At 62.3% G+C, this 23,714-nt stretch carries 22 protein-coding genes; 12 read left to right on the top strand and 10 right to left on the bottom strand.

Annotation, left to right across the window (positions count from 1 at the left end; all coding sequences use genetic code 11):
* Positions 1-119: 119 nt before the first annotated feature.
* The gene (locus RA20_RS16075; protein WP_039130934.1) at positions 120-1,352 is read left to right on the top strand and encodes a Tm-1-like ATP-binding domain-containing protein; all 1,233 of its coding nucleotides are present in this window, start codon (positions 120-122) and stop codon (positions 1,350-1,352) included.
* Between the two features lie 231 nt (positions 1,353-1,583).
* Positions 1,584-3,674, top strand: coding sequence for a 3-hydroxyacyl-CoA dehydrogenase NAD-binding domain-containing protein (locus tag RA20_RS16070; RefSeq protein WP_039130933.1), 2,091 nt, complete (start codon positions 1,584-1,586; stop codon positions 3,672-3,674).
* A 178-nt stretch (positions 3,675-3,852) separates the two neighbouring features.
* Here the strand turns inward: RA20_RS16070 and rpe are convergent, their stop codons facing one another.
* A complete protein-coding gene (gene rpe / locus RA20_RS16065) occupies positions 3,853-4,542 on the bottom strand; it encodes a ribulose-phosphate 3-epimerase (RefSeq protein ID WP_039130930.1) in 690 nt (229 codons plus the stop codon).
* 220 nt (positions 4,543-4,762) lie between these two features.
* Between rpe and phnC the strand changes: the two genes are divergently transcribed.
* From phnC to RA20_RS16040, 5 genes are all read left to right on the top strand, one after another.
* On the top strand, positions 4,763-5,581 hold the full coding sequence (phnC, locus tag RA20_RS16060) for a phosphonate ABC transporter ATP-binding protein (RefSeq protein ID WP_039130926.1): 819 nt from the start codon (positions 4,763-4,765) through the stop codon (positions 5,579-5,581).
* Between the two features lie 63 nt (positions 5,582-5,644).
* Positions 5,645-6,547 (top strand): phosphonate ABC transporter substrate-binding protein, encoded by a 903-nt coding sequence (gene phnD / locus RA20_RS16055; RefSeq protein ID WP_039130924.1) that lies wholly within the window; start codon positions 5,645-5,647, stop codon positions 6,545-6,547.
* 115 nt (positions 6,548-6,662) lie between these two features.
* A complete protein-coding gene (phnE, locus tag RA20_RS16050) occupies positions 6,663-7,532 on the top strand; it encodes a phosphonate ABC transporter, permease protein PhnE (RefSeq protein WP_039130921.1) in 870 nt (289 codons plus the stop codon).
* The gene (gene phnE / locus RA20_RS16045) at positions 7,529-8,893 is read left to right on the top strand and encodes a phosphonate ABC transporter, permease protein PhnE (RefSeq protein ID WP_039130918.1); all 1,365 of its coding nucleotides are present in this window, start codon (positions 7,529-7,531) and stop codon (positions 8,891-8,893) included. The genes phnE (RA20_RS16050) and phnE (RA20_RS16045) overlap by 4 nt, the downstream gene beginning before the upstream one ends.
* A gap of 30 nt (positions 8,894-8,923) precedes the next feature.
* Positions 8,924-9,538 (top strand): chloramphenicol acetyltransferase, encoded by a 615-nt coding sequence (locus tag RA20_RS16040; protein WP_039130916.1) that lies wholly within the window; start codon positions 8,924-8,926, stop codon positions 9,536-9,538.
* 200 nt (positions 9,539-9,738) lie between these two features.
* On the opposite strand, the gene RA20_RS16035 is transcribed toward RA20_RS16040, so the two are convergent.
* On the bottom strand, positions 9,739-10,809 hold the full coding sequence (locus RA20_RS16035) for an Mrp/NBP35 family ATP-binding protein (RefSeq protein WP_039130914.1): 1,071 nt from the start codon (positions 10,807-10,809) through the stop codon (positions 9,739-9,741).
* A 254-nt stretch (positions 10,810-11,063) separates the two neighbouring features.
* Positions 11,064-12,092: a type I glyceraldehyde-3-phosphate dehydrogenase gene (gap, locus tag RA20_RS16030; RefSeq protein ID WP_039130912.1), complete on the bottom strand. Its 1,029-nt coding sequence runs from the start codon at positions 12,090-12,092 to the stop codon at positions 11,064-11,066.
* 143 nt (positions 12,093-12,235) lie between these two features.
* On the opposite strand from gap, the gene RA20_RS16025 reads away from it, so the two are divergent.
* Together RA20_RS16025 and RA20_RS16020 are read left to right on the top strand one after the other, a co-directional pair.
* A complete protein-coding gene (locus RA20_RS16025) occupies positions 12,236-13,240 on the top strand; it encodes a LacI family DNA-binding transcriptional regulator (protein ID WP_039130909.1) in 1,005 nt (334 codons plus the stop codon).
* Positions 13,241-13,386: 146 nt separating this feature from the next.
* Positions 13,387-13,602 (top strand): hypothetical protein, encoded by a 216-nt coding sequence (locus RA20_RS16020; protein WP_039130907.1) that lies wholly within the window; start codon positions 13,387-13,389, stop codon positions 13,600-13,602.
* A gap of 72 nt (positions 13,603-13,674) precedes the next feature.
* Here RA20_RS16020 and RA20_RS16015 read toward each other — a convergent pair whose 3' ends face one another.
* The 7 genes from RA20_RS16015 to RA20_RS15985 all read right to left on the bottom strand — a co-directional run bounded on the left by RA20_RS16015 (position 13,675) and on the right by RA20_RS15985 (position 21,798).
* Complete coding sequence (locus RA20_RS16015; protein ID WP_039130904.1) at positions 13,675-14,820, bottom strand: iron-containing alcohol dehydrogenase; 1,146 nt, start codon at positions 14,818-14,820, stop codon at positions 13,675-13,677.
* A 64-nt stretch (positions 14,821-14,884) separates the two neighbouring features.
* Positions 14,885-16,267 carry an aldehyde dehydrogenase family protein gene (locus tag RA20_RS16010; protein ID WP_039131149.1) on the bottom strand — a complete coding sequence of 461 codons (1,383 nt, stop codon included), beginning with the start codon at positions 16,265-16,267 and terminating at the stop codon, positions 14,885-14,887.
* A 98-nt stretch (positions 16,268-16,365) separates the two neighbouring features.
* Complete coding sequence (locus RA20_RS16005; protein WP_039130903.1) at positions 16,366-17,718, bottom strand: glutamine synthetase family protein; 1,353 nt, start codon at positions 17,716-17,718, stop codon at positions 16,366-16,368.
* Between the two features lie 117 nt (positions 17,719-17,835).
* Positions 17,836-18,870 carry a TRAP transporter substrate-binding protein gene (locus RA20_RS16000; RefSeq protein ID WP_039130901.1) on the bottom strand — a complete coding sequence of 345 codons (1,035 nt, stop codon included), beginning with the start codon at positions 18,868-18,870 and terminating at the stop codon, positions 17,836-17,838.
* A 51-nt stretch (positions 18,871-18,921) separates the two neighbouring features.
* Complete coding sequence (locus tag RA20_RS15995) at positions 18,922-20,424, bottom strand: TRAP transporter large permease (protein WP_039130897.1); 1,503 nt, start codon at positions 20,422-20,424, stop codon at positions 18,922-18,924.
* Positions 20,424-21,020, bottom strand: coding sequence for a TRAP transporter small permease subunit (locus RA20_RS15990; protein ID WP_039130895.1), 597 nt, complete (start codon positions 21,018-21,020; stop codon positions 20,424-20,426). Before RA20_RS15990 ends, RA20_RS15995 begins: the two co-directional genes overlap by 1 nt.
* A complete protein-coding gene (locus RA20_RS15985; protein WP_039131147.1) occupies positions 21,013-21,798 on the bottom strand; it encodes an N-formylglutamate amidohydrolase in 786 nt (261 codons plus the stop codon). The genes RA20_RS15990 and RA20_RS15985 overlap by 8 nt, the downstream gene beginning before the upstream one ends.
* 152 nt (positions 21,799-21,950) lie before the next feature.
* Between RA20_RS15985 and RA20_RS15980 the strand changes: the two genes are divergently transcribed.
* The 3 genes from RA20_RS15980 to RA20_RS15970 all read left to right on the top strand — a co-directional run bounded on the left by RA20_RS15980 (position 21,951) and on the right by RA20_RS15970 (position 23,711).
* The gene (locus RA20_RS15980; RefSeq protein ID WP_039130892.1) at positions 21,951-22,823 is read left to right on the top strand and encodes a MurR/RpiR family transcriptional regulator; all 873 of its coding nucleotides are present in this window, start codon (positions 21,951-21,953) and stop codon (positions 22,821-22,823) included.
* 123 nt (positions 22,824-22,946) lie between these two features.
* Positions 22,947-23,297, top strand: a complete 351-nt coding sequence (locus RA20_RS15975; RefSeq protein WP_039130890.1) for a hypothetical protein — start codon at positions 22,947-22,949, stop codon at positions 23,295-23,297.
* Positions 23,298-23,360: 63 nt separating this feature from the next.
* Positions 23,361-23,711 carry a RidA family protein gene (locus RA20_RS15970; RefSeq protein WP_039130888.1) on the top strand — a complete coding sequence of 117 codons (351 nt, stop codon included), beginning with the start codon at positions 23,361-23,363 and terminating at the stop codon, positions 23,709-23,711.
* Positions 23,712-23,714 lie beyond the last annotated feature (3 nt).

Here is a 23,714-nt window from a genome sequence, read left to right as displayed (position 1 = left end):
CAGGTTTTGCCTGGGCAAAACCTGTGGCCTCCTGCGGGAGTATTTTAGCAAGATGAAAGGGCTGCCTGCGCGCTTGAGGCACGTGTTGCCGGGCAGTTTACGAAACGGGAGAAGATCCAATGGCTGATAAGACCATTTTGGTTGCCGGGACTTATGACACCAAGGACGATGAACTGGGCTACTTGGCAGAAGTGATCCGCGGGCAGGGCGGCAGTGTCCTGACCATGGATGTGAGCGTTCTGGGTGATCCCAGCCAGCCAGCCGATGTCAGCAAACATGACGTGGCGGAGGCTGGCGGCAGCTCCATCGAGGCTGCAATTGCTTCCGGCGATGAAAATACGGCCATGCAGATCATGGGCGCAGGGGCGACCGCGAAGGCGCTGGAGCTGTACCGGGCAGGCCGTATTGATGGCGTGATTGTGCTGGGCGGAACCATGGGCACCGACTTGGCACTGGATCTATGCGCAGCGCTGCCGGTCGGGGTGCCCAAGTACATTGTCTCGACCGTCGCATTTTCGCCGCTGATGCCTCCGGAGCGGATGCCGGCTGATGTGCAGATGATCCTCTGGGCTGGCGGCCTCTATGGGCTGAACTCGATCTGCAAGGCTTCGCTCAGCCAGGCAGCCGGCGCGGTTCTTGGCGCTGCCCGCGCGGCTGAGCCTCCCAAAAGGGACCGGCCCTTGATCGGCATGACCTCATTCGGGAAAACGGTGCTGCGCTATATGGTGTCGCTGAAGCCGGCGCTGGAAGAGCGCGGATTCGAAGTGGCCGTGTTCCACGCCACTGGCATGGGCGGGCGGGCGTTCGAAAGCCTGGCCGCAGAGGGCGCCTTTGCCGCAGTGATGGATTTTGCACCTCAGGAGGTTTCGAACCACCTGTTCGGCGGGTTGTCGGCGGGGGCGGACCGGATGACCAATGCAGGCAAGTCCGGCACGCCGCAGCTGGTGGCCCCGGGCTGCTATGACCTGGTGGATTTTGTCGGCTGGCAGGAAACGCCGGCTCCGCTGCAGGGGCGTGAAACCCATGCCCACAACCGGCTGCTTACCTCAGCCATGCTGGAGGCAGGCGAGCGGCGGCAGGTGGCGCAGGAAATCTGCAAAAAGCTGTCCACCGCCACCGCACCGGTTGCTGTGCTGCTGCCTGCAGGCGGCTGCAATGAGTGGGACCGCCCTGGCGCACCTCTGCACGATGCGGATGGATTGGAGGCTTTCTGTTCCGAAATGCGTTCATCCTGCCCGCGGAACGCTGCACTTCATGATCTGGAGTGCCACATTAATGATCAGGCCTTCGCCGACAAGGCGCTGGAGATCTTTGATGCATGGATCGCGAGCGGTGTGGTGAAAGGCGGATGAGCGAAACCCGGTGCGGCCTGGAAGGGGTGACGTTCCGTGAGTTTCAAAAGTTCCCTTTTCCGTATAAACTTGTTACACGTTGGCCGCGTGCCTGACGAAGCACCCCGCGTCCGCTGACGCGGGGTTTGTCTTTGCCTGCAGGTTTTGAGGCTGGCTCCATGATGTGCGCCGTGCCTAATCTAATGGGAGACGGGCCACGCCATGCTGCCCCGGAAGAGAGAGGATAACCGGATGAGTGAAGCCATTGCCTATGAACGGGTTGGAGATATTGCCGTTCTGAAAGCACAGAACCCGCCAGTGAATGCGCTGGGAATCGATGTGCGCAAAGGACTGCTCGCCGGGATCGAACGTGCTGAAAGCGAAGGTGCCCGTGCCGTGCTGATCTACGGCGAGGGCCGGACCTATTTTGCCGGCGCTGACATCCGCGAATTTGGAAAGCCGCCGCAGGACCCCTATCTGCCAGGGCTGTGCAGCCGGATCGAAGCCTCGCCGCTGATCGTGGTCTCTGCAATGCACGGCACCGCACTGGGGGGCGGGCTGGAGGTGGCCTTGTCTTCGCACTACCGGGTTGCAGTGCCTGCGGCGAAGATGGGCCTCCCGGAAGTGAACCTGGGCATTTTGCCTGGTGCCGGCGGCACCCAGAGGCTTCCGCGGCTGGCGGGAACGGAGGCAGCGCTGGAGATGATCACCAGCGGCCGTCATTTTTCCGCCGCCGAGGCGCTGGAGAAAGGCATCATTGACCGGATCGAAGAGGGTGAGCCGCGGGACATCGGCCTGGCCTATGCGCAGGAACTGCTGGAGCAAGGCGCCCCGCGCCGCGCGGTGGGGGAGATGCCGGCGCCGGAAGCCATCGACTTCGATGCAGCCTATGCCGCGGCGTTGAAGAAGGGCCGCGGCCAGATGTCTCCGGCTGTTGCTGTGCGGGCGGTGCAAGCGGCGGTGCAGGCGGAGAGTTTTGAGGCAGGTCTCAAACGCGAGCGTGAACTGTTTACAGAGCTGATGGAGTCGGACCAGCGGCAGGGGCTGATCCATGCCTTCTTCTCCGAGCGTGCAGTCAGCAAGCTGCCGGAACTGGAGGGGATCGAACCGCGCGAGGTGAACTCGATGGGAGTGATCGGCGGCGGCACCATGGGCGCAGGGATTGCTACGGCGGCACTGCTGGCTGGCTTGCCGGTCGTGCTGGTCGAGATGACGGAAGAGGCGGCAGCTGCGGCCCGCAGCCGGATTGAAGGAAACCTGAACGGCGCTTTGAAGCGCGGCAAGATCAGCGAAGCGCAATTTGCGCAGCTGATAGGCGAGGCGCTGACAGTCGCCACGGACTATGCTGCGTTGTCAGATACGGATCTGGTGGTCGAGGCCGTGTTCGAGGACATGGGTGTAAAACGCGAGGTCTTCGGCAAGCTGGATGCGCACTGTAAGCCCGGTGCGGTGCTGGCGAGCAATACGTCTTACCTGGATGTGGATGAGATCGCTGCAGCCACATCGCGTCCGCAGGACGTGGTCGGGCTGCATTTCTTCTCGCCTGCGCATGTGATGAAGCTGCTGGAAGTGGTTGCGGCAGAGAAGACTGCACCGGAGGTGCTGGCCACTGGGTTTGCCCTTGGCAAGCGGCTGAAGAAGGTCGCAGTGCGGTCGGGCATCTGCGACGGTTTCATCGGCAACCGGATCATGAATGCCTACCGGAAGGCAGCGGAATACGTGGTGCTGGACGGGGCCTCGCCCTTTCAGGTCGATAAAGCGGTGACAGGCTTCGGCTTCCCGATGGGGCCCTTTGCAATGGGCGACTTGGCGGGGCTGGATATCAACTGGGCCGCCCGAAAGCGCCGCGCGCCCACCCGCGACCCTCGCGAACGGGTGCCGCGGTTCTACGAGATGCTCTGCGAAGGCGGCGATTTCGGCCAGAAGACCGGCAAAGGTTTTTATATCTATGAAGAAGGCAAGCGCGCAGGCGTGCCGAATCCGCAAGTGGCAGAGCTGGTTGCTGAGGATCAGAAACAGCAGGGCGTCACCCCGCGGGCGTTTTCTGACGAAGACGTTCTGCGCCGCTATATGTGCGCCATGGTGAATGAAGCGGCCAAGGTGGTGGGTGAAGGCATCGCCCGGCGCCCGCTGGATGTGGATATGGTGATGCTGTTCGGCTATGGCTTCCCGCGCTTCTGGGGCGGGCCGCTGAAATGGGCCGATTTGCAAGGCCTTGAAGGCATCCTGGCCGATATCCAGGCCTATGCGGACGAAGACAGCTTTTTCTGGCAGCCCGCGCCGCTGTTGGAGCAGCTGGCGGCAGAGGGCAGGGATTTCGGTGATCTGAACCAGAGCGCCTGAAGCGGGGCGTGCGCCCTTCCGGCCCGTTGAGGGCCATCAGGGCGCGGCCCGGCGGTGCCGGGCTCACCCGCAGAACTCAACCGTATCACGAAACAGCGCCGCGCGGCACGTGCGGCGCTTGGCCCAACAAGAGCAGCGCATCTTGGATGCGCTTGGCGATTGGCGGGAGATCCCTGGTCTAGGCCCAGGCGCCCTCGGTGGAGGCGCGGATTTTGCGGATGTTTTCGCCGTAGACCTCTGCGTTTTCCACTGAACCGCCCTTGAACACAGCGGAACCGGCCACCAGCACGTCCGCGCCGGCTGCTGCCACCAGTGGCGCAGTCGAGGGATCAACGCCGCCGTCGATTTCGATATGCACAGGACGGTCGCCGATCATGCTGCGCAGGGTCCGGATCTTTGCGGTCATGTCGATGAACTTCTGACCGCCGAAACCGGGGTTCACGGTCATCACGCAGACCAGGTCGGTGAGATCCAGCAGATGCGCCACCGCTTCCGCCGGGGTGCCGGGATTGAGTGCCACACCTGCCTTCATGCCCGCTCCGCGGATTGCCTGCAGGGTGCGGTGGATGTGCGGGCCCGCTTCGATATGGGCGGTCAGCACATCAGCGCCTGCGTCGGCATAGGCGTCGATATAGGGATCCACCGGCGCGATCATCAGATGCACGTCCATCACCGTCTTCACATGCGGCCGGAAGGCTTTTACGGCCTGCGGGCCAAAGGTGAGGTTCGGCACGAAATGCCCGTCCATCACATCCACATGCACCCAGTCGGCGCCCTGGGCTTCGATGGCCTGGATCTCCTGGCCGAAATTGGCGAAATCGGCGGAGAGGATCGAAGGTGCGATCTTGATCTTGCGGTCAAAGGACATCTGGCAGCTTCCTTCAGCAAAAGGGAATTTGAGGAGTCGGGATGCCGTATAGCTGCTGCAGCCCTGTCTGGACAGGGGCAGAATCCCTGCGTTGTGCGGTTTCACTATATCACACGCCTGCGGGTTGCGCCGGGCGCCGTTACAAAACTTTCACGGCAGTGACACATAGCATTTGAGCAAAGCCGGTAGGCAATCCTGGAACGAAGAGGGAGCGCCATCCGTGCTGCGCATTGACAAACTGACCAAGAGATTCGGCGGCAAGACCGCAGTGGAAGCGGCCACGCTGGATATCGACAAGCCCTGCATGATCGGGATCATCGGCCGTTCGGGCGCCGGCAAATCCACCCTGCTGCGGATGATCAACCGGCTGGAGAGCGCTTCCGAAGGGCGGATCCTGTTTGCAGACCGCGATGTCACGCAGCTGAAGGGCAAGGACAAGCGTGCCTGGCAGTCCGAGTGCGCAATGATCTTCCAGCAGTTCAACCTGGTGCCGCGGATGGACGTGGTTTCCAACGTGCTGCACGGCACGCTGAACCGCCGCAACGTGATGGCAACCCTGTTCAACCTCTACCCGATGGAGGACATCCACAAAGCCATCGACATCCTCGACCGCCTTGGTATCGCAGAACATGCGGCCAAGCGTGCCGAAGCCCTGTCGGGCGGCCAGCAGCAGCGGGTGGCGATTGCCCGGGCGCTGATGCAGGACCCGAAAATCATCCTGGCGGATGAGCCGATTGCCTCGCTCGATCCGATGAACGCCCAGACCGTGATGGAAGCGCTGCGCCGCATCCACGAGGAAGACGGCCGCACTGTCATTGCCAACCTGCATACGCTGGACACCGCGCGCCGCTACTGCGACCGGGTTGTCGGCATGCGCGACGGCCGCATCGTCTTTGACGGGCTGCCGGAGCAGCTGACCACCGGCGTTGCCCGCGAAATCTACGGCGCCGGAGAGGAATTCTCCGAGGCCGCCACCTCGACCGAGATCGAAACGCTGGAAAAGACGGACGCGAGGCGCGCCGCCATTCCGGCCGAATAACCCTGACCCATTTTCATCGTCCCGGCGGACTGCTCTGCCGGGAGACAACCGGAGTGAAACGAGATGAAAAAACTGCTTGCTGCCGTACTGGCAACCACCGCGCTGACCGCCCCTGTTGCGGCAGAGGAAATCAAGGAATTCCGCATCGGCATCCTGGGCGGCGAAAACGCACAGGACCGGCTGAGCAAGCAGGAATGCCTGCGCGAGCAGACCGAAGAGCTGCTGGGTGTCGAAACCAAACTGTTTGCACCGGCCGACTACAACGGCGTGATCCAGGGCCTCTTGGGCGGTTCCATCGACATGGCCTGGCTGGGGGCCTCCGGCTATGCCAAGACCTATCTGTCCGACCCGGAAGCGGTTGAGCCGGTTCTGGTCAAGGTGAACACCGATGGCAGCTACGGCTACTATTCCATCGGGTTTGCCCGCAAGGACAGCGGCGTGGAAACCCTGGAGGACCTGAAGGGCAAAACCTTCGGCTTCGGCGACCCGAACTCCACTTCGGGCTACCTGATCCCGTCGATCGAGATCCCGCAGGTGACCGGTGCCACCATGGACTCCGGCGACTACTTCGGCGAAGTGAAGTTCACTGGCGGCCACGAGCAGACCATTGTTGCGGTATTCAACGGCGATGTGGACGGCGGTGTGACCTGGGCCGACGGCCTGGGCGAGTGGGAAGACGGCTATACCTCCGGCGCGCTGCGCCGCGCGGTGGATGCGGGCCTTGTTGACATGAACGATATGGTCGAGATCTGGAAGTCTGCGCCGATCCCGGAAGGCCCGTTTGTTCTGCGTACCGCGCTGCCGGAAGACGTGAAGGTCAAGATGACCGGCCTGCTGGCCTCGATGAACTCGATGGACCCGGACTGCATGTACAACGTGCTGGGCGGCGACTCCAAAGGCCTGGCTCCGATCACGCACGACGCCTACGGCGTGATCATCGAAGCCCGCAAACTGAAATCCCAGTAATTTCAGCCCAGCACTCATTGAATTGTGCTCTGCGGGGTTCCGGACTTTCCCCCGGGCCCCGCAATTTCCTTGATGGCGGCAGCTGCTGCCATCACAGCAACACCAGGACCCCTACATGGCAGATCTGACGGCAGCCCGGCCGGCGGTGGACGAGATCCGGGAACATTACACCGCCCATATTCAGCGCAAGCGGCTTTACGGCGGCATTCTTCTTGCAGTCTTTGTGGCGCTGATGGCGGCAGGATTCCGTACCGCAGACAACCGCAATGCTGGCTCGTTTGCGGATGGCTTCACCCGTGTTTTCGATTACCCGTCCGAGGTTCTCGCGGAAGCAGCCGAAAAGGCCGTGCAGCTGCCCGGGCATCTGGTGCATTTCTTCCCGGCATTGGTCGAGACGCTGAACATCGCTGCGGCTTCCACTCTGGTCGGCGCGGTATTCGGAACCTTGCTGTCGCTGCTGGCGACCCGCGGCATGGCGCCGTGGCCGACACTGATCCCGCTGTTCCGCCGCATCAGCGACATTTGCCGCGCAATCCCGGAAATCGTCATTGCGCTGGTTCTGATCTTTGTTCTTGGCGGCGGGCCGGTGCCCGCGATGATCGCCATTGCGATCCACACTGCGGGTGCGCTGGGAAAGCTGTTTTCCGAAGTGAATGAAAACGCCTCGCTGAAACCGGTCGAAGGCCTTTCCTCCGTTGGTGCCACTTGGGCGCAGCGGATGACGCTGGGCGTGATCCCGCAGGTTGGCCCCAACTACGTAAGCTATGCGCTCTTGCGGTTTGAGATCAACATCCGCGCCTCTGCCATCCTCGGCTTCGTCGGTGCGGGCGGTATCGGCTACGAGCTGAAAAACGCCATGTCCTGGGGGCAGGGGCGCTATGATGAAGCCGCTGCGATTTTCCTTCTTCTCTTCATCACTATTGTGGCCGTTGACCAGCTGTCCGGCCTGTTGCGTGACCGTCTGACCCATGGAGCGAAGGCATGACCACCTTTGATACCAACCTGTCTAAGGCAGAGCTGAAGCTGAGCATGTCGCGGCTGTTTCTGAGGAAGCGGCTGATGAACTTCGCGCTGCCTGCCGCGGTTCTGGCCTATCTGGCATATGTGTTCTTTGCGTTTGATGTTCAGGGCTTGTGGCAAAAGGCAAGCCTGGAGAATGCCAGGACCCTCGTTAGCGACAGCTACAGCTACAAGACCCATGTAACCCGCGACAACCGCAGCGGCGACGTGTCGGTTGCGGTTGAGGGGGAGCGCAAGGGCGCCTACCCGGACGGCATGTCGCCGGACTGGGTCGATCTGGGCGAAACCACTGTGATTGACCTGGAAGACGGCCATGTGGTCACCTTCGGGCCTCACACCATAGAGTACATGATCCCCGGCTACGGCTTGGTGCGGGCAACCCCCAACCGCAGCGCGGGCGTGCAGGCTGAACTGCCGCCGGGGGAAGTTCCGGATTGGATCAGCGTTTCCAAGAACCGCCTGGCGGTTAAAACCGCGGCAGGCCGCCTGACCGTGACCCGCAACCGGGCTGAGGTCTTCCGGTATTTCGCCGGCTGGGAGCTGTTTTTCTTCACTCTCGACAGCCCCTATTACGGTATCGGGGCAGCGGAGCTGATGCAGCGCGCCGCCACCGGCGAAGCGGGCGCCATATTCCAGGAGTTCTGGACCAACAAGATGTGGCGCCACCAGGATGTGGCCTGGGCGATTGCCGAGACTCTGCTGATGGCCTTCCTGGGCACCATCGGTGCCGGCCTCATCGCCTTGCCGCTGGCCTTCGTGGCCACCCGCAATTTCATGCCCGTCAGAACCTTGCGCTTTGCCATGCGCCGTTTCTTCGACTTTGTCCGCGGCGTCGACTCGCTGATCTGGACCGTAGTGCTGGCCCGCGCCTTTGGCCCCGGGCCGCTGACCGGCGCGCTGGCGATCCTGGTGACGGACACCGGCACCTTCGGCAAGATCTTCTCGGAAGCGCTGGAGAATGTTGACCAGAAGCAGATCGAGGGTGTTGCCTCAACCGGAGCCAAACCGGTGCAGCGCTACCGTTTCGGAGTGATCCCGCAGGTGACTCCGGTGCTGCTGAGCCAGCTGCTGTACTTCCTGGAATCCAACACCCGCTCCGCCACCATCATCGGCGCGATCACCGGCGGCGGCATCGGGCTGCTGCTGACCCAGGCGATCATCACCCAGAAGGATTGGGAGGAAGTGGCCTATTACATCACGCTGATCATCCTGATGGTGATGCTGATGGACTGGTTCTCCGGCTGGCTGCGGCGGAAACTGATCAGCGGCAGCGATCAGCCTCCTATGCGCAAGCAGGCAGAGGGCAAGCCCTTCCTGCTGCCCTGATCCGCAGCGCGTCAGCGAAGAGGGCAGACTATGACCCGTTTGCAGGCGGCGGCGCCTTTCATCCACCCGGACTGCCAGATCACCGGCAGCCGTTTCGGTGCCTACGTGGAAATCGGTGCAGGCAGCCGCATCGCCAATACGGAGTTCGGGGACTACAGCTATTGCGACAGGACCTGCGATATCGCCAACGCCCGGATCGGCAAGTTTGCCAATATCGCCAGTTTCACCCGTATCGGCGCCTCGGACCACCCGATAGAGAAGGCGTCGCTGCATCATTTCCTGTACCGCTCGGCAAGCTATTGGGACAATGCGGTGGATGATGCGGAGTGGTTCACCCGCCGCGCCGGGAGGTTGGCGCATATCGGCCATGACACCTGGATCGGCCATGGCGCCATGATCAAGCCGGAGGTGATCATAGGCCACGGCGCGGTTGTAGCGTCAGGCGCAATCGTGACCAAGGATGTGGCGCCTTACACCATTGTCGGCGGCAACACCGCGAATGTGATCCGCCGCCGCTACCCCGAATCTGTGGCAGAGCAGATGATGGCGCTGGCCTGGTGGGACTGGAGCCACGAGGCTTTGCGCGCCGCGCTACCGGACTTCCGCAGCTTGCAGGCCGAGGCGTTTCTGGAGAAGTACGCCTGATCCTGCGGGCGGGAGGCTCCCGCCTGTTCCGGCGCATTCGAAGAATGCTTGCCACAGTTGGGCGTGGCGCCGCTTGCGCGGCGCAGAAGAGGTGGCTGAGAAGCGCCTGACGGGCAATTCTGCCCATCAAGCGCGTTTCCTATTGAGTGGTTCGCCAGCCCCGCCTTGAGGCTGACGGGTGCCGGCCAGGGCTGGACCGGTCAGGCGGCGCCGGCGTCTACCAGTTGCGTAGCGATATCAAGAAAGACCTTCGCCTGGGCGCTGCCGGGCTGCGCCGCGGCGATCGGTGTGCCGTTATCGCCGGCCAGCCGCACGTCCAGGTGCAGCGGCACTTCGCCCAGGAGCGGCACATCCAGCTTTTGCGCTTCCAGCGCCACGCCGCCATGGCCGAACACATGTTCCTCATGACCGCAGTTGGAGCAGATGTGGGTCGACATATTCTCGATCATGCCCAGCACCGGCACGTTCATCTTGCGGAACATGTCGATGCCTTTGCGGGCGTCGATTAGTGCCACGTCCTGCGGGGTGGAGACCACAATGGCCCCGTCCACATGGGTCTTCTGCGCCAGCGTCATCTGCACGTCGCCGGTGCCCGGCGGCAGATCGACGATCAGCACGTCCAACTCGCCCCATTGCACCTGCAGCAGCATCTGCTGCAGGGCACCCATCAGCATCGGACCGCGCCAGATCACCGCCTGGTCTTCGCCGGTCATCAGCCCCATCGACATCATGGTGACACCATGGTTGCGCAAGGGCAGGATGGTTTTGCCGTCGGGGCTGGCGGGCCGCCCGGTCACCCCCAGCATTTTGGGCTGCGAGGGGCCATAAACGTCGGCATCGAGCAGCCCTACCTTGCGCCCCTGCATCGCCAGCGCGCAGGCGATATTGGCCGAGACGGTGGATTTGCCGACGCCGCCCTTGCCCGAGGCCACCGCCAGGATCCGCGCCACGCCAGGCACTTTCTGCGGCGCCTGCTGCTGCGGCTGAGCTTGCTGTTTCGGTTTCAGATCCGGCGGTGCCTTCTCGGAGTGCGCGGTGAGCATGGCCGAGACCTTGTCCACTCCGGGCAGCGCTGCCACTGCGGCATCCGCCTGATCTCGCACCGGGCCATAGGCCCCGGCTTTCGCGGGATCGACCTCCAGCACAAAGCGCACGGTGCTGCCTTCGACCGTCACGGCCCGGGCAATGCCCGCACTGACAATATCTGCGCCGCTGACGGGGTCGGCGATGGATTTGAGCGCCTCGAGGACGCTTTCGCGGGTGACGGTCACGCCGGTCTCCTGTAGCTGATCATGTCTTGCGGGCAGTTGTGGCGCAATTCGCCGCCGCATGCCAGCCGTCCGGTCGGCTGAGTTTGATATTCTGCATCCTGGAGACAGGTTTTTCACAAACTGGCTTGGCTGACAGGGCAAGCGGCGGCTGCGAAACGCAACCGCGCCGCGCGTCAGCGCGGCGCCATGCCCAACGGGAGCGGTGCATCCTGATGCACCGGCGACGGGCGGGAGAGCCCGGTCAGTTGAGCAGTTCAGCTGGCCAGCGCCACCTTGGCTGTTCCCATCACGGCGCCGATGCGGCGGCCGGTGTCCGCCATGCGGTTGGAGAAACCCCATTCGTTGTCATACCAGCTGACCACCCGCACCAGCCCATCGGCGGTGACCGATGTCTGCGCCGCGGCAAAGCAGCTGGAGTGCGAGTCGTGATTGAAATCGATTGAAACCAGCGGGTCTTCCTCATAGGAAAGGATACCAGCCAGCCCGTTCTCCGCTGCTGCCTTCACCGCGGCATTGACCGCTTCAGCCGTGGCGGCCCGCTCGGGCACAAAGCTTAAATCCACCACTGAGACATTGGCCGTCGGAACCCGGATCGCCGAACCCTCCAGCCGCCCTTTCAAATGCGGCAGCACCTCGGAGATTGCCCGCGCAGCGCCGGTGGAGGTGGGGATCATCGACAGCGAAGCCGCCCGCGCCCGGTACAGATCCGAGCGGCTGGTGTCATGGGTGGGCTGATCTCCGGTATAGGCGTGAATGGTGGTCATGTAACCGGTGCGGATGCCAAAGGCTTCGTCCAGTACCTTGGCCAGCGGCGCCAGGCAGTTGGTGGTGCAGGAGGCGTTGGAGACAATCACGTCTTCTGCGGTCAGATCCATATGGTTGACGCCGTAGACCACAGTGCGGTCCGCATCCTTGCCCGGCGCCGAGATCAGCACCCGCTTGCTGCCGTTCTGCAAATGCCGCGCTGCCTGCTCGCGGGCAGTGAACAGCCCGGTGCATTCATAGGCGATATCAACGTTCTGCCAGGGCAGTTCCTCGGGGTTGCGGACAGCGCTTAGCCGGATGCTGTGATGCCCCACCCGGATCAGATCGCCGGCCAGAAACACGGGCGTTTGCAACCGCCCATGCACACTGTCGTACTTCAGCAGATGCACCAGCGTTTCCGGCGGTGACAGATCATTGACCGCCACCACTTCGATATCCTCGGCGCCGCTTTCCAGGAGGGCGCGCAGCACCCCGCGTCCAATCCGCCCGAATCCGTTGATTGCGATCTTCAATGCCATGCCTCACCTCCGGCAGCTGCACCGGAATGATTCCGGTATCGATAACGGTTGCGATACCGATAACGATAACGATTATCTAAATCAACCCCTTCACACCTGGCCGGCCCCTTGCAGCCGCTGTCAAACTGCTGGAGCATGGGCACATGACGAAGAAACTGCTGCTGAAAGACGTGGCCCGGCTGGCCGGGGTCAGCGAGATGACCGCCTCCCGCGCCTTGCGCGGCGCGCCTGATGTCTCTGCCAAAACAAAAGCGAAGATCGAGGAAATCGCCCGCTCTCATGGCTATGTGCCGAACCGGATTGCCGGCTCCCTGTCGTCGCAATCGGTCAATCTGGTGGCGGTGGTCGTGCCTTCGCTCAACAGTTTTGTCTTCCCCGAGGTGCTTTCGGGCATTTCCGCCGTTCTCAAGGAGAGCCCGCTGAAGCCTGTGGTCGGGATTTCCGGCTATGATCTGGAGGAAGAAGAAAGCGTCATCCGCGAAATGCTGAGCTGGCGTCCCTCCGGCCTGATCGTGGCGGGGCTCGAACATACCGAAGCCACCCGGCGGATGCTGCAGCAAGCAGACTGCCCTGTGGTTGAAGTGATGGATGTGGACGGCGATCCGGTGCGCCATTGCGTCGGCATCTCGCATCTGCAGGCGGGCCGTGACATGGCAGCACAGATCCTGGAGCGCGGCTACCGCAGGATCGGCTTCATCGGGACCAAGATGCCGCAGGACTTCCGCGCCCGGAAACGGTTTGACGGGTTCACCGACGGACTTGCCGCTCAGGGCGTGACGCTTGCGGATTTGGAGCATTACTCCGGCGAAAGCGCGATTCAGACCGGCCGCGAGCTTACTGAGCAGATGCTCGAACGCAGCCCGGACCTTGATTGCCTCTATTATTCCAGCGACGTGATGAGCGTTGGCGGGCTGATGCATTGCCTCGCTGCAGGTTTATCGGTTCCTGACGATATTGCCTTGGCGGGCTTCAACAATCTGCAGATCCTGCAAGGCCTGCCGCAGCAGCTGGCCACCACCGACGCCTGCCGCCGTGAAATCGGTGAACGCGCCGCCGGCATCATCCTGCAATCGCGCCAAGCGGGTGGAACAGAGGGTCTGATCCTTGATCAGCTCGGCCCGGCTATCAGCCTGGGCGAGACACTCTGACCTTTTCCATCTGGTGAAGTGCTGGAAAATCAGACGGTTAATGCTGGGTCAAGCCTACGCTCCCGCTTTCCAGTGGCTTTGCGCGCTGTCTTGGTGCAGCCTGAAGGCAGCCAGTTCAGTCTAGCCAAACAGGAGAACGCGCCCAGATGCCCCAGTACAACGATATGTTCGAGCTGTCCGTTGACGACATGGAGCTGATCGAAACCGCGCTGCAGACAACCAGGGACAGCTTGTCCGAGGTTCAGCCGGAACCCGGCAGCGATGATGAAGAAACTCTGCGCCGTGTCCACGAGTTGCTGGGCCGGCTGCACAATCAGAAGATCTTCTATTACCCCAAAGACCAGGTTTACGTCAGCGGCTGACCGCGCGGCCTGGAAATGAAACAGCGCTCCCCGCCGGGCGGGAAGCGCTGCAAGGTCTCAAGGCGGCTCGCCTCAGATCGCCTTTTTGAACAGTTCTGTCAGGTTTTCTTCGTTGAGCTCGATGGGGTTTCCGCCGCATGAGGGGTCTTTGGCAGCGTCTTTTGCCAGCGCCGGGATGGCGTCCTCGGTGACGCCGAGGTCCGCCAGGCGGCGGGGGATGGCAAGGCTGTCGTTGAGCTCCTGCACGAAGCGCCGGAAGCCGTCGAAGCCGCCGTCAATGCCCAGATAGGCCGCCGCCATATTGAAACGGTCCGCAATTGCAGGCGCGTTGAACTCCAAAACGCTGGGCATGCAGACGGCATTGGTGGTGCCGTGGTGGGTGTTGAACTGAGCCCCGACGGGGTGGCTCATGGCGTGGATGGCGCCGAGGCCCTTCATGAAGGCGGTGGCGCCCATCGCGGCGGCGCTCATCATCTGGGCTCGGGCTTCGATATCAGTACCATCCGCATAGGCGCGCGGCAGGTAGTCCTTGACCAGCCGCATGCCCTCCAGCGCGATGCCCTGGGACATCGGGTGGTAATGGGGTGAAGAGAAGGCCTCGACGCAATGGGCAAAGGCATCGAGCCCGGTGCCCGCGGTGATGAATTTCGGCATGCCCACGGTCAGTTCCGGATCGCAGATCACCACCGTTGGCAGCACCTTGGGGTGGAAGATGATCTTCTTGGCGTGGCTGACCGAGTCGGTGATCACGCTGGCGCGGCCCACTTCCGAGCCGGTGCCGGCGGTGGTCGGCACCGCGATGATCGGCGCGATGGCATCACCATCGGCGCGGGTCCACCAGTCGCCGATATCTTCAAAATCCCAGACGGGGCGGGTCTGGCCCGCCATGAAGGCAACCATTTTGCCCAGGTCCAGGCCGGAGCCGCCGCCAAAGGCAATCACCCCGTCATGGCCGCCCGCCTTATAGGCCGCAACGCCCGCGTCCAGGTTCTTTTCATTCGGGTTCGGGTCGACCTCCGAGAACATCGCGCGGCCCAGACCCGCGGCCTCCAGGATGTCGAGGGTGCCTTGGGTGACCGGCAGATCGGCCAGGCCCTTGTCGGTGACCAGCAGAGGGCGCGTGATGCCGGCGGCGGCGCAGGCCTCGGCCAATTCCTTGATCCGGCCGGCACCGAACTTGATTGCGGTCGGGTAGGACCAGTTTCCAGTGAGAGACATGTTGTGTTCCTTTGATGCTGTGGCCCGCCCCGGGGAGGAGATGCCGGAGCGGGCGGATCCGTCCTTAGCCGGTCACTTTCTTCAGGTGATAGCTCTTCGGGCGGGTCAGATTGTGGTAGCCGATGACCGACAGGCCGCCGCCGCGGCCGGTATCTTTGCAGCCGGTCCAGCACAGGCCGGGGTCCAGGTAGTCGGCACGGTTCATAAACACGGTGCCGGTCTCGATCCGGTCGCCAACTGCTTGCGCCCGCTCCACATCCTTGGTCCAGAGCGAAGCGGTGAGGCCGAAGTCGCTGTCGTTCATGAGTCCAATGGCCTCTTCGTCGGAGGCGACCTTCATAATGCCCACCACGGGCCCAAAGCTTTCCTCGCGCATCACCCGCATTTCGTGGGTGACCCCGGTCAGGATCTGCGGCGTCAGATAGGCGCCGCCGTCATCCTCCGCGAAGGGCTCGATATGGGCCGTGGCACCGGCGGCCACCGCCTCGGAGATCTGGCCGCGGACCTCTTCGGCAAAACGCACATTGGCCATCGGGCCGATCGTTGTGGCCTCATCCAGCGGGCTGCCCAGCTTGTAGCCCTGCACGATGGCAATGGCCTTCTCCAGGAAGGCGTCATAGAGGCTTTCGTGCACATAGATCCGCTCGATGCCGCAGCAGCACTGGCCGGAGTTGAACATGGCGCCGTCAATCAGCGTGTCCACCGCAGCGTCCAGGTCGGCGTCTTCCATCACATAGCCCGGGTCCTTGCCGCCCAGCTCGGTGCCGACACCGGTGAAAGTGCCCGCCGCGGCGCGCTCCATCGCCTGGCCGCCGCCGACCGAACCGGTGAAGTTCACAAAGTTGAACGCCTTGGATGCGATCAGCTCCGAGGTGGTGCCGTGGTCCAGGAAGACATTCTGGAACACGTCTTCCGGTACCCCCGCCGCATGGAAGGCCTGCGCCATCCGCTCACCGACCAGCAGGGTCTGGGTCGCGTGCTTCAGCACCACCGCATTGCCCGCAATCAGCGCCGGCGCCACAGTGTTGATCGCGGTCATATAGGGGTAGTTCCAGGGCGCCACCACAAACACCACCCCGTGGGGCAGGCGCTTGATATAGCGTTTGAAGGTCTCGTCCTCGCCCACCTCGATATCCGCCAGCGCCGCTTCGGCGATTTTGGCCATGTGGCTGGCACGCTCGTTGAAGCCGCCGAACTCGCCGCCATAGCGCACCGGGCGGCCCATCATCCGCGCCAGCTCCGGCACGATCTCCGCGTTCATCGCGCCGACAGCCGCCACGCCTGCCATCACCAGCCCGATGCGCTCCTGCAAGGGCCGCGCCGCCCAGGCGTCTTGCGCTGCCCGCGCCCGCTCCGCTGCCGCAAAAGCCGCCTCGCGCGGCAGCACTTCGCGTTCCGCAAATACCGATCCGTCAACCGGCGAGATGCATTTCAATACCTGGCCCATCGCCATTCACTCCAGTCCTCGGGGCCCGCTGCCCCTGCTTCTTTCTGGCCGAAATACCCCGGGGTTTGGGGCAGAGCCCCAATCCAGGCCTCTCCGCCTCACGCGCGCTCAAAGCCGCGCGCGATCTCGTAATCGGTGACCACCCGGTCGAATTCCTCGATTTCCACTTCCGCGGCACGGACGTAGTGGTCCACCACATCATCGCCCAAAGCGGCGCGCAGCATCTCCGAACCCTTCAGTGCAGCCGCCGCATCGCGCAGGGTGCCCGGGATCATGCCGGTGTCGCCCTGATAGACATCACCTCCTGTGGGTGCCTGCAGTTCCAGCCCTTCCTCAATGCCGGCAATGCCCGCCGCCAGCATGCCTGCCATCGCCAGATAGGGGTTCATGTCGGATCCGGGAATGCGGCATTCGACCCGGATCGCCTTGGTGCCATCGCCGCAGAGACGGTAGCCTGCGGTGCGGTTGTCCACCGACCAGATGATCCGGGTGGGGGCAAAGGTGCCCTTCATGAAGCGTTTGTAGCTGTTGATATAAGGGGCCATGAAAGCCGTGTAATCAGGGGCGTATTTCAGCAGCCCGGCCATGTAGTTTTTCATCAGAGCGGACATGCCCAGCTCGTCGCTTTCGTCATAGAACGCAGGCTTGCCGTCCTGCCACAGTGACTGATGCACATGGCTCGACGAGCCCACCTTGTCGTGGCTCCACTTCGGCAGGAAAGTCACTGCGTGGCCTTGCTGCTCGGCAATTTCCTTCACCGCATGCTTGGCAATGGTGTGGTACTCAGCCGTCTCCATCGCCGCGGCGTATTTGATGTTCAGCTCCTCCTGGCCGGTCTCTGCCTCGCCCTTGGAGTTTTCGATGGGCAGACCCGCATCCCACAGATGGTTGCGGATGGGCCGCATCACATGCTCCTCGCGGGTGGTTTGCAGGATGCTGTAATCCTCGTTGTAGCCCGAAATCGGCTCCAAGTCGCGAAAGCCCGAGCGGCGGATCTCGTCAAAGCTTTTGGCGAACAGGAAGAACTCCAGCTCGGTGGCGCACATGGCGTCATAGCCCATGGCCTCAAGCCGCTGCACCTGCCGTTTCAGGATCGCGCGGGGGGAATGCGAGACCTCTTCATGAGTGTGGTGATCCAGCACATCGCACAGGACCATCACTGTTCCTTCCAGCCACGGAATAGGGCGCAGAGTGGAGAGGTCCGGCTTCATCACATAGTCGCCGTAGCCCCGCTCCCAGCTGGTGGAGGCGTAGCCATCCGGTGTTGCCATCTCGAGATCCGTTGCCAGCAGGTAGTTGCAGCAATGGGTTTCCTCCCAGGCGCCATTCACGAAATGCTTGGCGTGGAAACGCTTGCCCATCAGGCGGCCCTGCATGTCCACAAGGCAGACCAGAACGGTATCAACGGTGCCATCGGCAACCTGGTCCTTAAGAGTGTCGAAGGAGAGCATGAGCGGCCCTTTGTCTGTTACGCGCAAAACTTTTCCTCAAAAGTTTTGGCAAATTCCTTGAGTAAGGAATTTGGCCTGCCACGGGGCGGGCCAAACTCCGTCGTTTTTACCGGTGCCTTAGCCGTAGCGGTAAGGCCGGCCGGCTTTCTGCATGTCAGCGTTGTATTTCTTGAAGATCTCGACAACCTTCGCCTTGGTTTCGGACTCGGCTGCAATTTCATCCCAGAATTTCACAGCGGCGTCTTCAACCTGCTGCCATTCTGCATCCGGAATAGAAGTCAGCTGCATCTTGGTGCCGTTGACGCGCAGGCTTGCTTCGCCGCCCCAGTACCACCACTGGCGGTAATAATGCGACTGGTCGCAGCAAACGCGGAACAGGGTCTGCAGGTCTTCCGGCAGTTCGTTCCAGCGGCCTTGGTTGGCAAAGAAGGACCCCGCCCAGGCGCCGGAGATGTTGTTGGTCAGGAAGTAGTTGGTCACATCCGCCCAGCCGACAGTGTAGTCCTCGGTGATGCCGGACCAGGCGATGCCGTCCAGCTCGCCGGTCTGCACCGCGACCTCGATGTCTTCCCAGGGCAGGGTGACCGGCACCACGCCGAACTGCGCCAGGAAGCGGCCCGCGGTCGGGAAGGTGAAGACGCGCTTGCCTTTCAGATCCGCCAGCGAGTTGATCGGGTCTTTGGTGGCAAAGTGGCAGGGGTCCCAGGCGCCGGCCGAGATGTGCTTGACGCCGACCTTGGAGTATTCCGCGTCCCAGATCTCATTCAGGCCGTACTGGTTGAACAGCACCGGCACGTCCAGCGAGTAGCGCGAAGCAAAGGGGAAGTAGCCGCCGAACACGGTGACCTCGGTGGGCGAGGCCATCGAGTCGTCATCCGACTGCACTGCATCGATGGTGCCGCGCTGCATGGCGCGGAACAGCTCGCCGGTGGGCACCAGCTGATCGGCATAATAGAGCTCGATCTGCATCCGGTCGCCGGCGATCTTGTTGAACATGTCGATTGCAGGCTTCACCACATGCTCGGCCAGCGCAGCGCCTGCATAGGTCTGCATCCGCCATTTGATGGTGGATTGGGCCAGCGCCGGGGTGGCCAGCGGTGCCGCCATGGCGCCAACACCGGCAGTCTGAATAAACTTGCGTCTTGTCGTCATAATTTCACTCCTTGTTGCTATTTTCGGCCCCTTGGCAGGACTCTTCCTTGGTTATTTTCCGTAGACATATTCCGGCAGCCACAGGGCGATCTGCGGGAAGATCATGATCAGAGCGAGCGCCAGCACCATCACCAGGGCAAAGGGGATGATCGAGACATAGATGTCCTTGAGGCCGATTTCCGGCGGTGCCATCGCCCGCATCAGGAACAGGTTGTAGCCGAAGGGCGGCGTCATATAGGCGATCTGGGTGGTGATCGTGTAGAGGACCCCGTACCAGATCAGGTCGAATCCCAGCGCGCCCACCAGCGGCACGTAGAGCGGTGCCACGATCACAAGCATCGCGGTGTCATCCAGGAAGGTGCCCATCACGATGAAGCTCAGCTGCATCAGGATCAGGATCATCCAAGGGCTGAGGCCCAGGCGGGTGGTGAACAGGTTCTCAATGGCTTTGACCGCGCCGAGACCGTCAAAGATGGCGCCAAACGCCAGAGCGGCCAGGATGATCCACATGAACATGCAGGAGATGCCCAGGGTCGAGCGCACCGAAGTCTCGAACACTTCCTTGGTCATCCGCCCCTTCAGCACTGCCGCGATGAAGGCAGTCATGGCACCGATGGCCGAGCTTTCCACCAGCGAGGTCCAGCCGTTCACAAAGGGCACCATCATCGCAGCAAAGATTGCCAGCGGCAGCACGCCGGAGAACAGCAGGCGGAACTTCTCCTTCATAAAGATGTCTTTGTAGAACATCGGGTTACTGCGGGTGGCGAAGGACAGCGCACCGGCGGCCAGGGCCAGGCCAAGCGCGGGCTTGGTCTCCAGGGCGCCGGTCAGGATCAAGAGCGGCACCAGCACCAGCGCGCCCAGCACGATGTAGTTCAGCCGCAGCGGATGGTCGGTGACGCGCTCGTATTCAGCCAGGTCCTCCGGCTCCATCGCCGGGCCGAGATGCGGCTGCATGCGGGCACGCAGGTAGATATAGATGATGAACATGGTGGCCATCAGCAGCCCCGGCACCACGCCGGCGAGCCACAGCTGCCCAACCGGCTGGCGGGCGATCATTGCATAGAGCACCAGCACCACCGAAGGCGGCACCAGGATGCCCAGCGAGGAGCCGGCCTGAATGGTGCCGGTCACCAGGATTTTGTCATAGCCGCGGCGCAGCAATTCCGGCAGCGCGATGGTGGCACCGATGGCCATGCCGGCAACCGACAGACCATTCATGGCCGAAATCAGAACCATCAGGCCGATGGTGCCGATGGCAAGCCCGCCCTTCACCGGCCCCATCCAGACGTGGAACATCCGGTACAGGTCGTCGGCAATCTTCGACTCCGACAGCACATAGCCCATGAAAATGAACATCGGCAGCGTCAGCAGCGGATACCACTTCATCAGCTTCATGGCGGCAGAGAAGGGGATCTCAACCCCGCCGGTGCCCCACAGCAGCATGCCTGCGACCGCACCGACAAAGCCGATGGCGCCGAACACCCGCTGGCCGGTCATCAGCATGAGCATCATGCCGGCAAACATCACAATGGCGATCCATTCGTAGGACATCAGATTTCAACTCCGCGCAGGCGTCCGATATCCCGGAACAATTCGGCAAGGCATTGCAGCAGCATCAGGAAGACGCCGAAGCAGAGGATGGTTTTGACGGGCCACAGGAAGGGGCGCCAGGCTGTGGAGCTGCGCTCCAGATAGCCGAGTTTCTCCCCCGCCGCTGCCGGGCCTTCGCTCAGCAGGGTTTTCAGCAGGTCCCAGAAGAACTGCACCGGCTCCAGACCGAAGTAGCCCAGGCTATAAGCGGTGGAGCTGAGCGCGCCGTACATCAGGATCACAAGGTAAGTGATCAGGAACAGCACGGTGAAAGCATCGACCAAGGCTTTGGTCTTGGTCGACCAGGCGCCGTAGAACAGGTCCATCCGCACATTCGATCCCATCTGGATCGAATAGGGGCCGCCCAGCACGTAATAGGCCACCATCACGAACTGTGCGGTCTCCAGTGTCCAAAGCGAAGGGTTGAAGAAAGTCTTGGAGACCGAGGACCACAGCAGAACCCCGATCAGCGCAAAGATCAGATACATGGCAAAGCGGCCGATGAAGCGGTTCATCGCGTCGATGCTGCGCACATAAGCCCTGATGACCCTAGGCATCCTGCCCTCCTTCTGCCGCCAGCGCGACCAGGGCCGGGCGCAGCAATGTCAGCATTTCTTCTGCCATGGCCTCTTCTTCTTCCGGTGTCCCCACCAGGTCATTGCGGATTTCGATCATTACATTGGCCAGCCCATGGGCCAGCCCGTGGATCTTCAGCGAATGGGTCACCCCGTCGGCCGGCCCGTAAGGCTCGTTACGCTCGACCCGGCGGTGGGGCAGGGCGTCTGCCACAGCCAGCATCGCGTCGGCCAGGCAAGTGTCGTCGTCATGCAGAATGCCGATCTCCACCTCCCGCTCCTTGCCGAAATAGACCGGTGTGAAGCTGTGCATGGTGACCAGAACAGTCTGCAGTCCGGCCAGTTTGCGGGCTTCGACGATCTCCGACACGGCCTTGCAGAATGGAGAATAGACAGTGTCCACCCGTTCCTGCCGCGCAGCTGCGTCCAGGCCGATGTTTCCGGGCACCGAAATCAGTTCAGACCGGTCAGGCATGGCGCTTGCTGCCTCGGGCGGGCGGTTGCAGTCATAAACCAGCCGCGAAACCCGGCTTGCTACCAAGGGTGCGTCCAGAGCTTTGGAAAGATGCAGCGAAACAGACAGCGCGCCCGGGTCCCAGGCGGCGTGGCTTAAACGGTCTTCAGCGCGGAGGCCCAGCCCGTTGTAGCGGTCCGGGATATGGCTGGAAGCATGTTCGCACAGCAGAAGCACAGAGCCGGCGCCGTCACGGTTCACCACCTCCACTGCGTCTTCCCGAGCGTGAGAATCGCTCCCTTGCATATTGCGCCTCCCTGCAATTTGGAAAAATCTTTCCATGAAGAGATATTTGTGTCAATATCTTTTCATGTCCGGTTTGGAACAGGAGTTTCTGAAACTTTCTTTTCACCTCCGGGCCGCGTAAGACTGTATTTGTTCACTGCAGGGATGCCCCGTTGACCAAGCCGCCAGCCACTGTCCGCGAATTGATCCGCGAGAATTATTCGACTCTCACGCAATCGGAGCGCAAGTTCGCCAACCTCCTCTTGGAGAATTACCCTGCGGCAGGCCTGGCTTCGATCACCATAGTGGCTGGAAATGCCGAGGTTTCGACGCCCACCGTGGCGCGGATGGTGCAGAAGCTTGGGTTCAAAGGGTATCCGCAGTTCCATCAGGCCTTGCTCAAGGAGCTTGAGGCCAAGGTCTCCGGCCCGACCAAGCGGCGGGACAACTGGGCCTCGGAGGCGCCGGAGGGCCATTTGCTGAACAGATTTGCACAGGCGGTCACCGACAACCTGCAGCAAACCTTTTCCAACATCGACTCCGCCCAATTCGATGCCGCGGTGCATCAGCTCGCCAATACCGACGGGCGCCTCTATGTGGTCGGCGGCCGCATCACCCGGGCGCTGGCGGATTATGCCTTCACCCATTTCCAGGCGATCCGGCAGCGGGTCACCCATATGACCTCATCCTCGGCAACCTGGCCGCATTACGTGCTGGATATGGTTGAGGGTGACACGCTCTTGATGTTCGACGTGCGCCGGTATGAAACCAATCTGCAGCGGCTGGCGGAACTGGCGGCCGAGCGCGGGGTGAAGATTGTTCTGGTCACCGACCAATGGGCCAGCCCGATTGCCTCGGTGTCGGCGCACACGTTCAACTGCTGGGTCGAGATCCCCTCGGCCTGGGATTCAAACAGCTCGACGATGATGCTGCTGGAAGCGATGATCGCTGCCACCCAGGAGGAGAGCTGGGACAAGACCAAGGACCGCTACGACCGCCTGGACGAGCTGTTCGATATGACCCGCCTTTTCCGCAAGTTCTCCTGATACGGGCGGGTTCTCCTGACCCGCCGCATGGACATTGCCTTCCGGTTGCGCCTTACTGGCAGATGAGCAGCCGCCCGCAGGGCGGGCGGCCAAGCCTCTACCTTTCAGGCAGGAGTAGTTGTTATGCGAATTTCAGGAATTCTGGCCGCCGCAGCCGTGTCGGCGCTGGCCCTTTCACCGGCGGCAGCCAACCCGCTCAGCCGTATTCTGGCAAAGTCGGGGCTCACGCCGCAGGACACCAACATCATGCGCCAGGCTGAGCAAAGCTTGCTGGCCGAGGCGCAGGGCGGCTCCGGCAAACAAGCCAAATGGACCAACCCGGACAGCGGTGCCCATGGGGTGGTGCGCGTCGGCGGCAAGGAGGGGGATTGCCTGCTGCTGCAGCATCAGGCGTATCTGAAGGACAGCTCCGATCCCAAACAGGTGCAGCGCAAGTTCTGCCCCTCCGGCGGCGACTGGCTGCTGTCAAACTGATCTTCTGACGCGCCCGGTTTTGCGGCGCGGTGCTTATTGTCATTTCACAAAGGCGAGGAACCAATGCCCGAAATCACCCGCAGCCACACCGGCCGGCGCATGAGCCAGATCGTCACCCACGGCGATACCATCTATCTTGCCGGCCAGGTCGGCACAGCCGGGGCCAGCGTTGCCCAGCAAACGCAGGACTGCCTGGACAAGATCGACGCGCTGCTGTCTGAGGCAGGCAGCGATAACACCCGCATCCTGCAGACAGTGATCTGGCTCGCCGACATGAAGGATTTTGCCGAGATGAATGCGGTCTGGGACGCCTGGGTGCCCGAAGGCCATGCGCCCGCCCGTGCCTGCGGTGAAGCGAAGCTGGCCCGCGAGGACCTGCTGGTGGAATTCATCGTCACCGCTGCCAAGGCCTGAGCC

The sequence above is a fragment of the Leisingera sp. ANG-Vp genome, assembly GCF_000813725.1.
In the GTDB taxonomy this organism is placed as follows: Bacteria; Pseudomonadota; Alphaproteobacteria; order Rhodobacterales; family Rhodobacteraceae; genus Leisingera.
This window is presented reverse-complemented; position numbering and strand designations above follow the sequence as displayed.

Bases quoted from the DNA above. Each gene is read 5' to 3' on its own strand.
- RA20_RS16075 (WP_039130934.1), top strand. From the start codon at position 120: ATGGCTGATAAGACCATTTTGGTTGCCGGGACTTATGACACCAAGGAC.
- RA20_RS16070 (WP_039130933.1), top strand. From the start codon at position 1,584: ATGAGTGAAGCCATTGCCTATGAACGGGTTGGAGATATTGCCGTTCTG.
- rpe (WP_039130930.1), bottom strand. From the start codon at position 4,542: ATGTCCTTTGACCGCAAGATCAAGATCGCACCTTCGATCCTCTCCGCC.
- phnD (WP_039130924.1), top strand. From the start codon at position 5,645: ATGAAAAAACTGCTTGCTGCCGTACTGGCAACCACCGCGCTGACCGCC.
- phnE (WP_039130921.1), top strand. From the start codon at position 6,663: ATGGCAGATCTGACGGCAGCCCGGCCGGCGGTGGACGAGATCCGGGAA.
- phnE (WP_039130918.1), top strand. From the start codon at position 7,529: ATGACCACCTTTGATACCAACCTGTCTAAGGCAGAGCTGAAGCTGAGC.
- RA20_RS16040 (WP_039130916.1), top strand. From the start codon at position 8,924: ATGACCCGTTTGCAGGCGGCGGCGCCTTTCATCCACCCGGACTGCCAG.
- gap (WP_039130912.1), bottom strand. From the start codon at position 12,092: ATGGCATTGAAGATCGCAATCAACGGATTCGGGCGGATTGGACGCGGG.
- RA20_RS16025 (WP_039130909.1), top strand. From the start codon at position 12,236: ATGACGAAGAAACTGCTGCTGAAAGACGTGGCCCGGCTGGCCGGGGTC.
- RA20_RS16020 (WP_039130907.1), top strand. From the start codon at position 13,387: ATGCCCCAGTACAACGATATGTTCGAGCTGTCCGTTGACGACATGGAG.
- RA20_RS16015 (WP_039130904.1), bottom strand. From the start codon at position 14,820: ATGTCTCTCACTGGAAACTGGTCCTACCCGACCGCAATCAAGTTCGGT.
- RA20_RS16010 (WP_039131149.1), bottom strand. From the start codon at position 16,267: ATGGGCCAGGTATTGAAATGCATCTCGCCGGTTGACGGATCGGTATTT.
- RA20_RS16005 (WP_039130903.1), bottom strand. From the start codon at position 17,718: ATGCTCTCCTTCGACACTCTTAAGGACCAGGTTGCCGATGGCACCGTT.
- RA20_RS16000 (WP_039130901.1), bottom strand. From the start codon at position 18,870: ATGACGACAAGACGCAAGTTTATTCAGACTGCCGGTGTTGGCGCCATG.
- RA20_RS15995 (WP_039130897.1), bottom strand. From the start codon at position 20,424: ATGTCCTACGAATGGATCGCCATTGTGATGTTTGCCGGCATGATGCTC.
- RA20_RS15990 (WP_039130895.1), bottom strand. From the start codon at position 21,020: ATGCCTAGGGTCATCAGGGCTTATGTGCGCAGCATCGACGCGATGAAC.
- RA20_RS15985 (WP_039131147.1), bottom strand. From the start codon at position 21,798: ATGCAAGGGAGCGATTCTCACGCTCGGGAAGACGCAGTGGAGGTGGTG.
- RA20_RS15975 (WP_039130890.1), top strand. From the start codon at position 22,947: ATGCGAATTTCAGGAATTCTGGCCGCCGCAGCCGTGTCGGCGCTGGCC.
- RA20_RS15970 (WP_039130888.1), top strand. From the start codon at position 23,361: ATGCCCGAAATCACCCGCAGCCACACCGGCCGGCGCATGAGCCAGATC.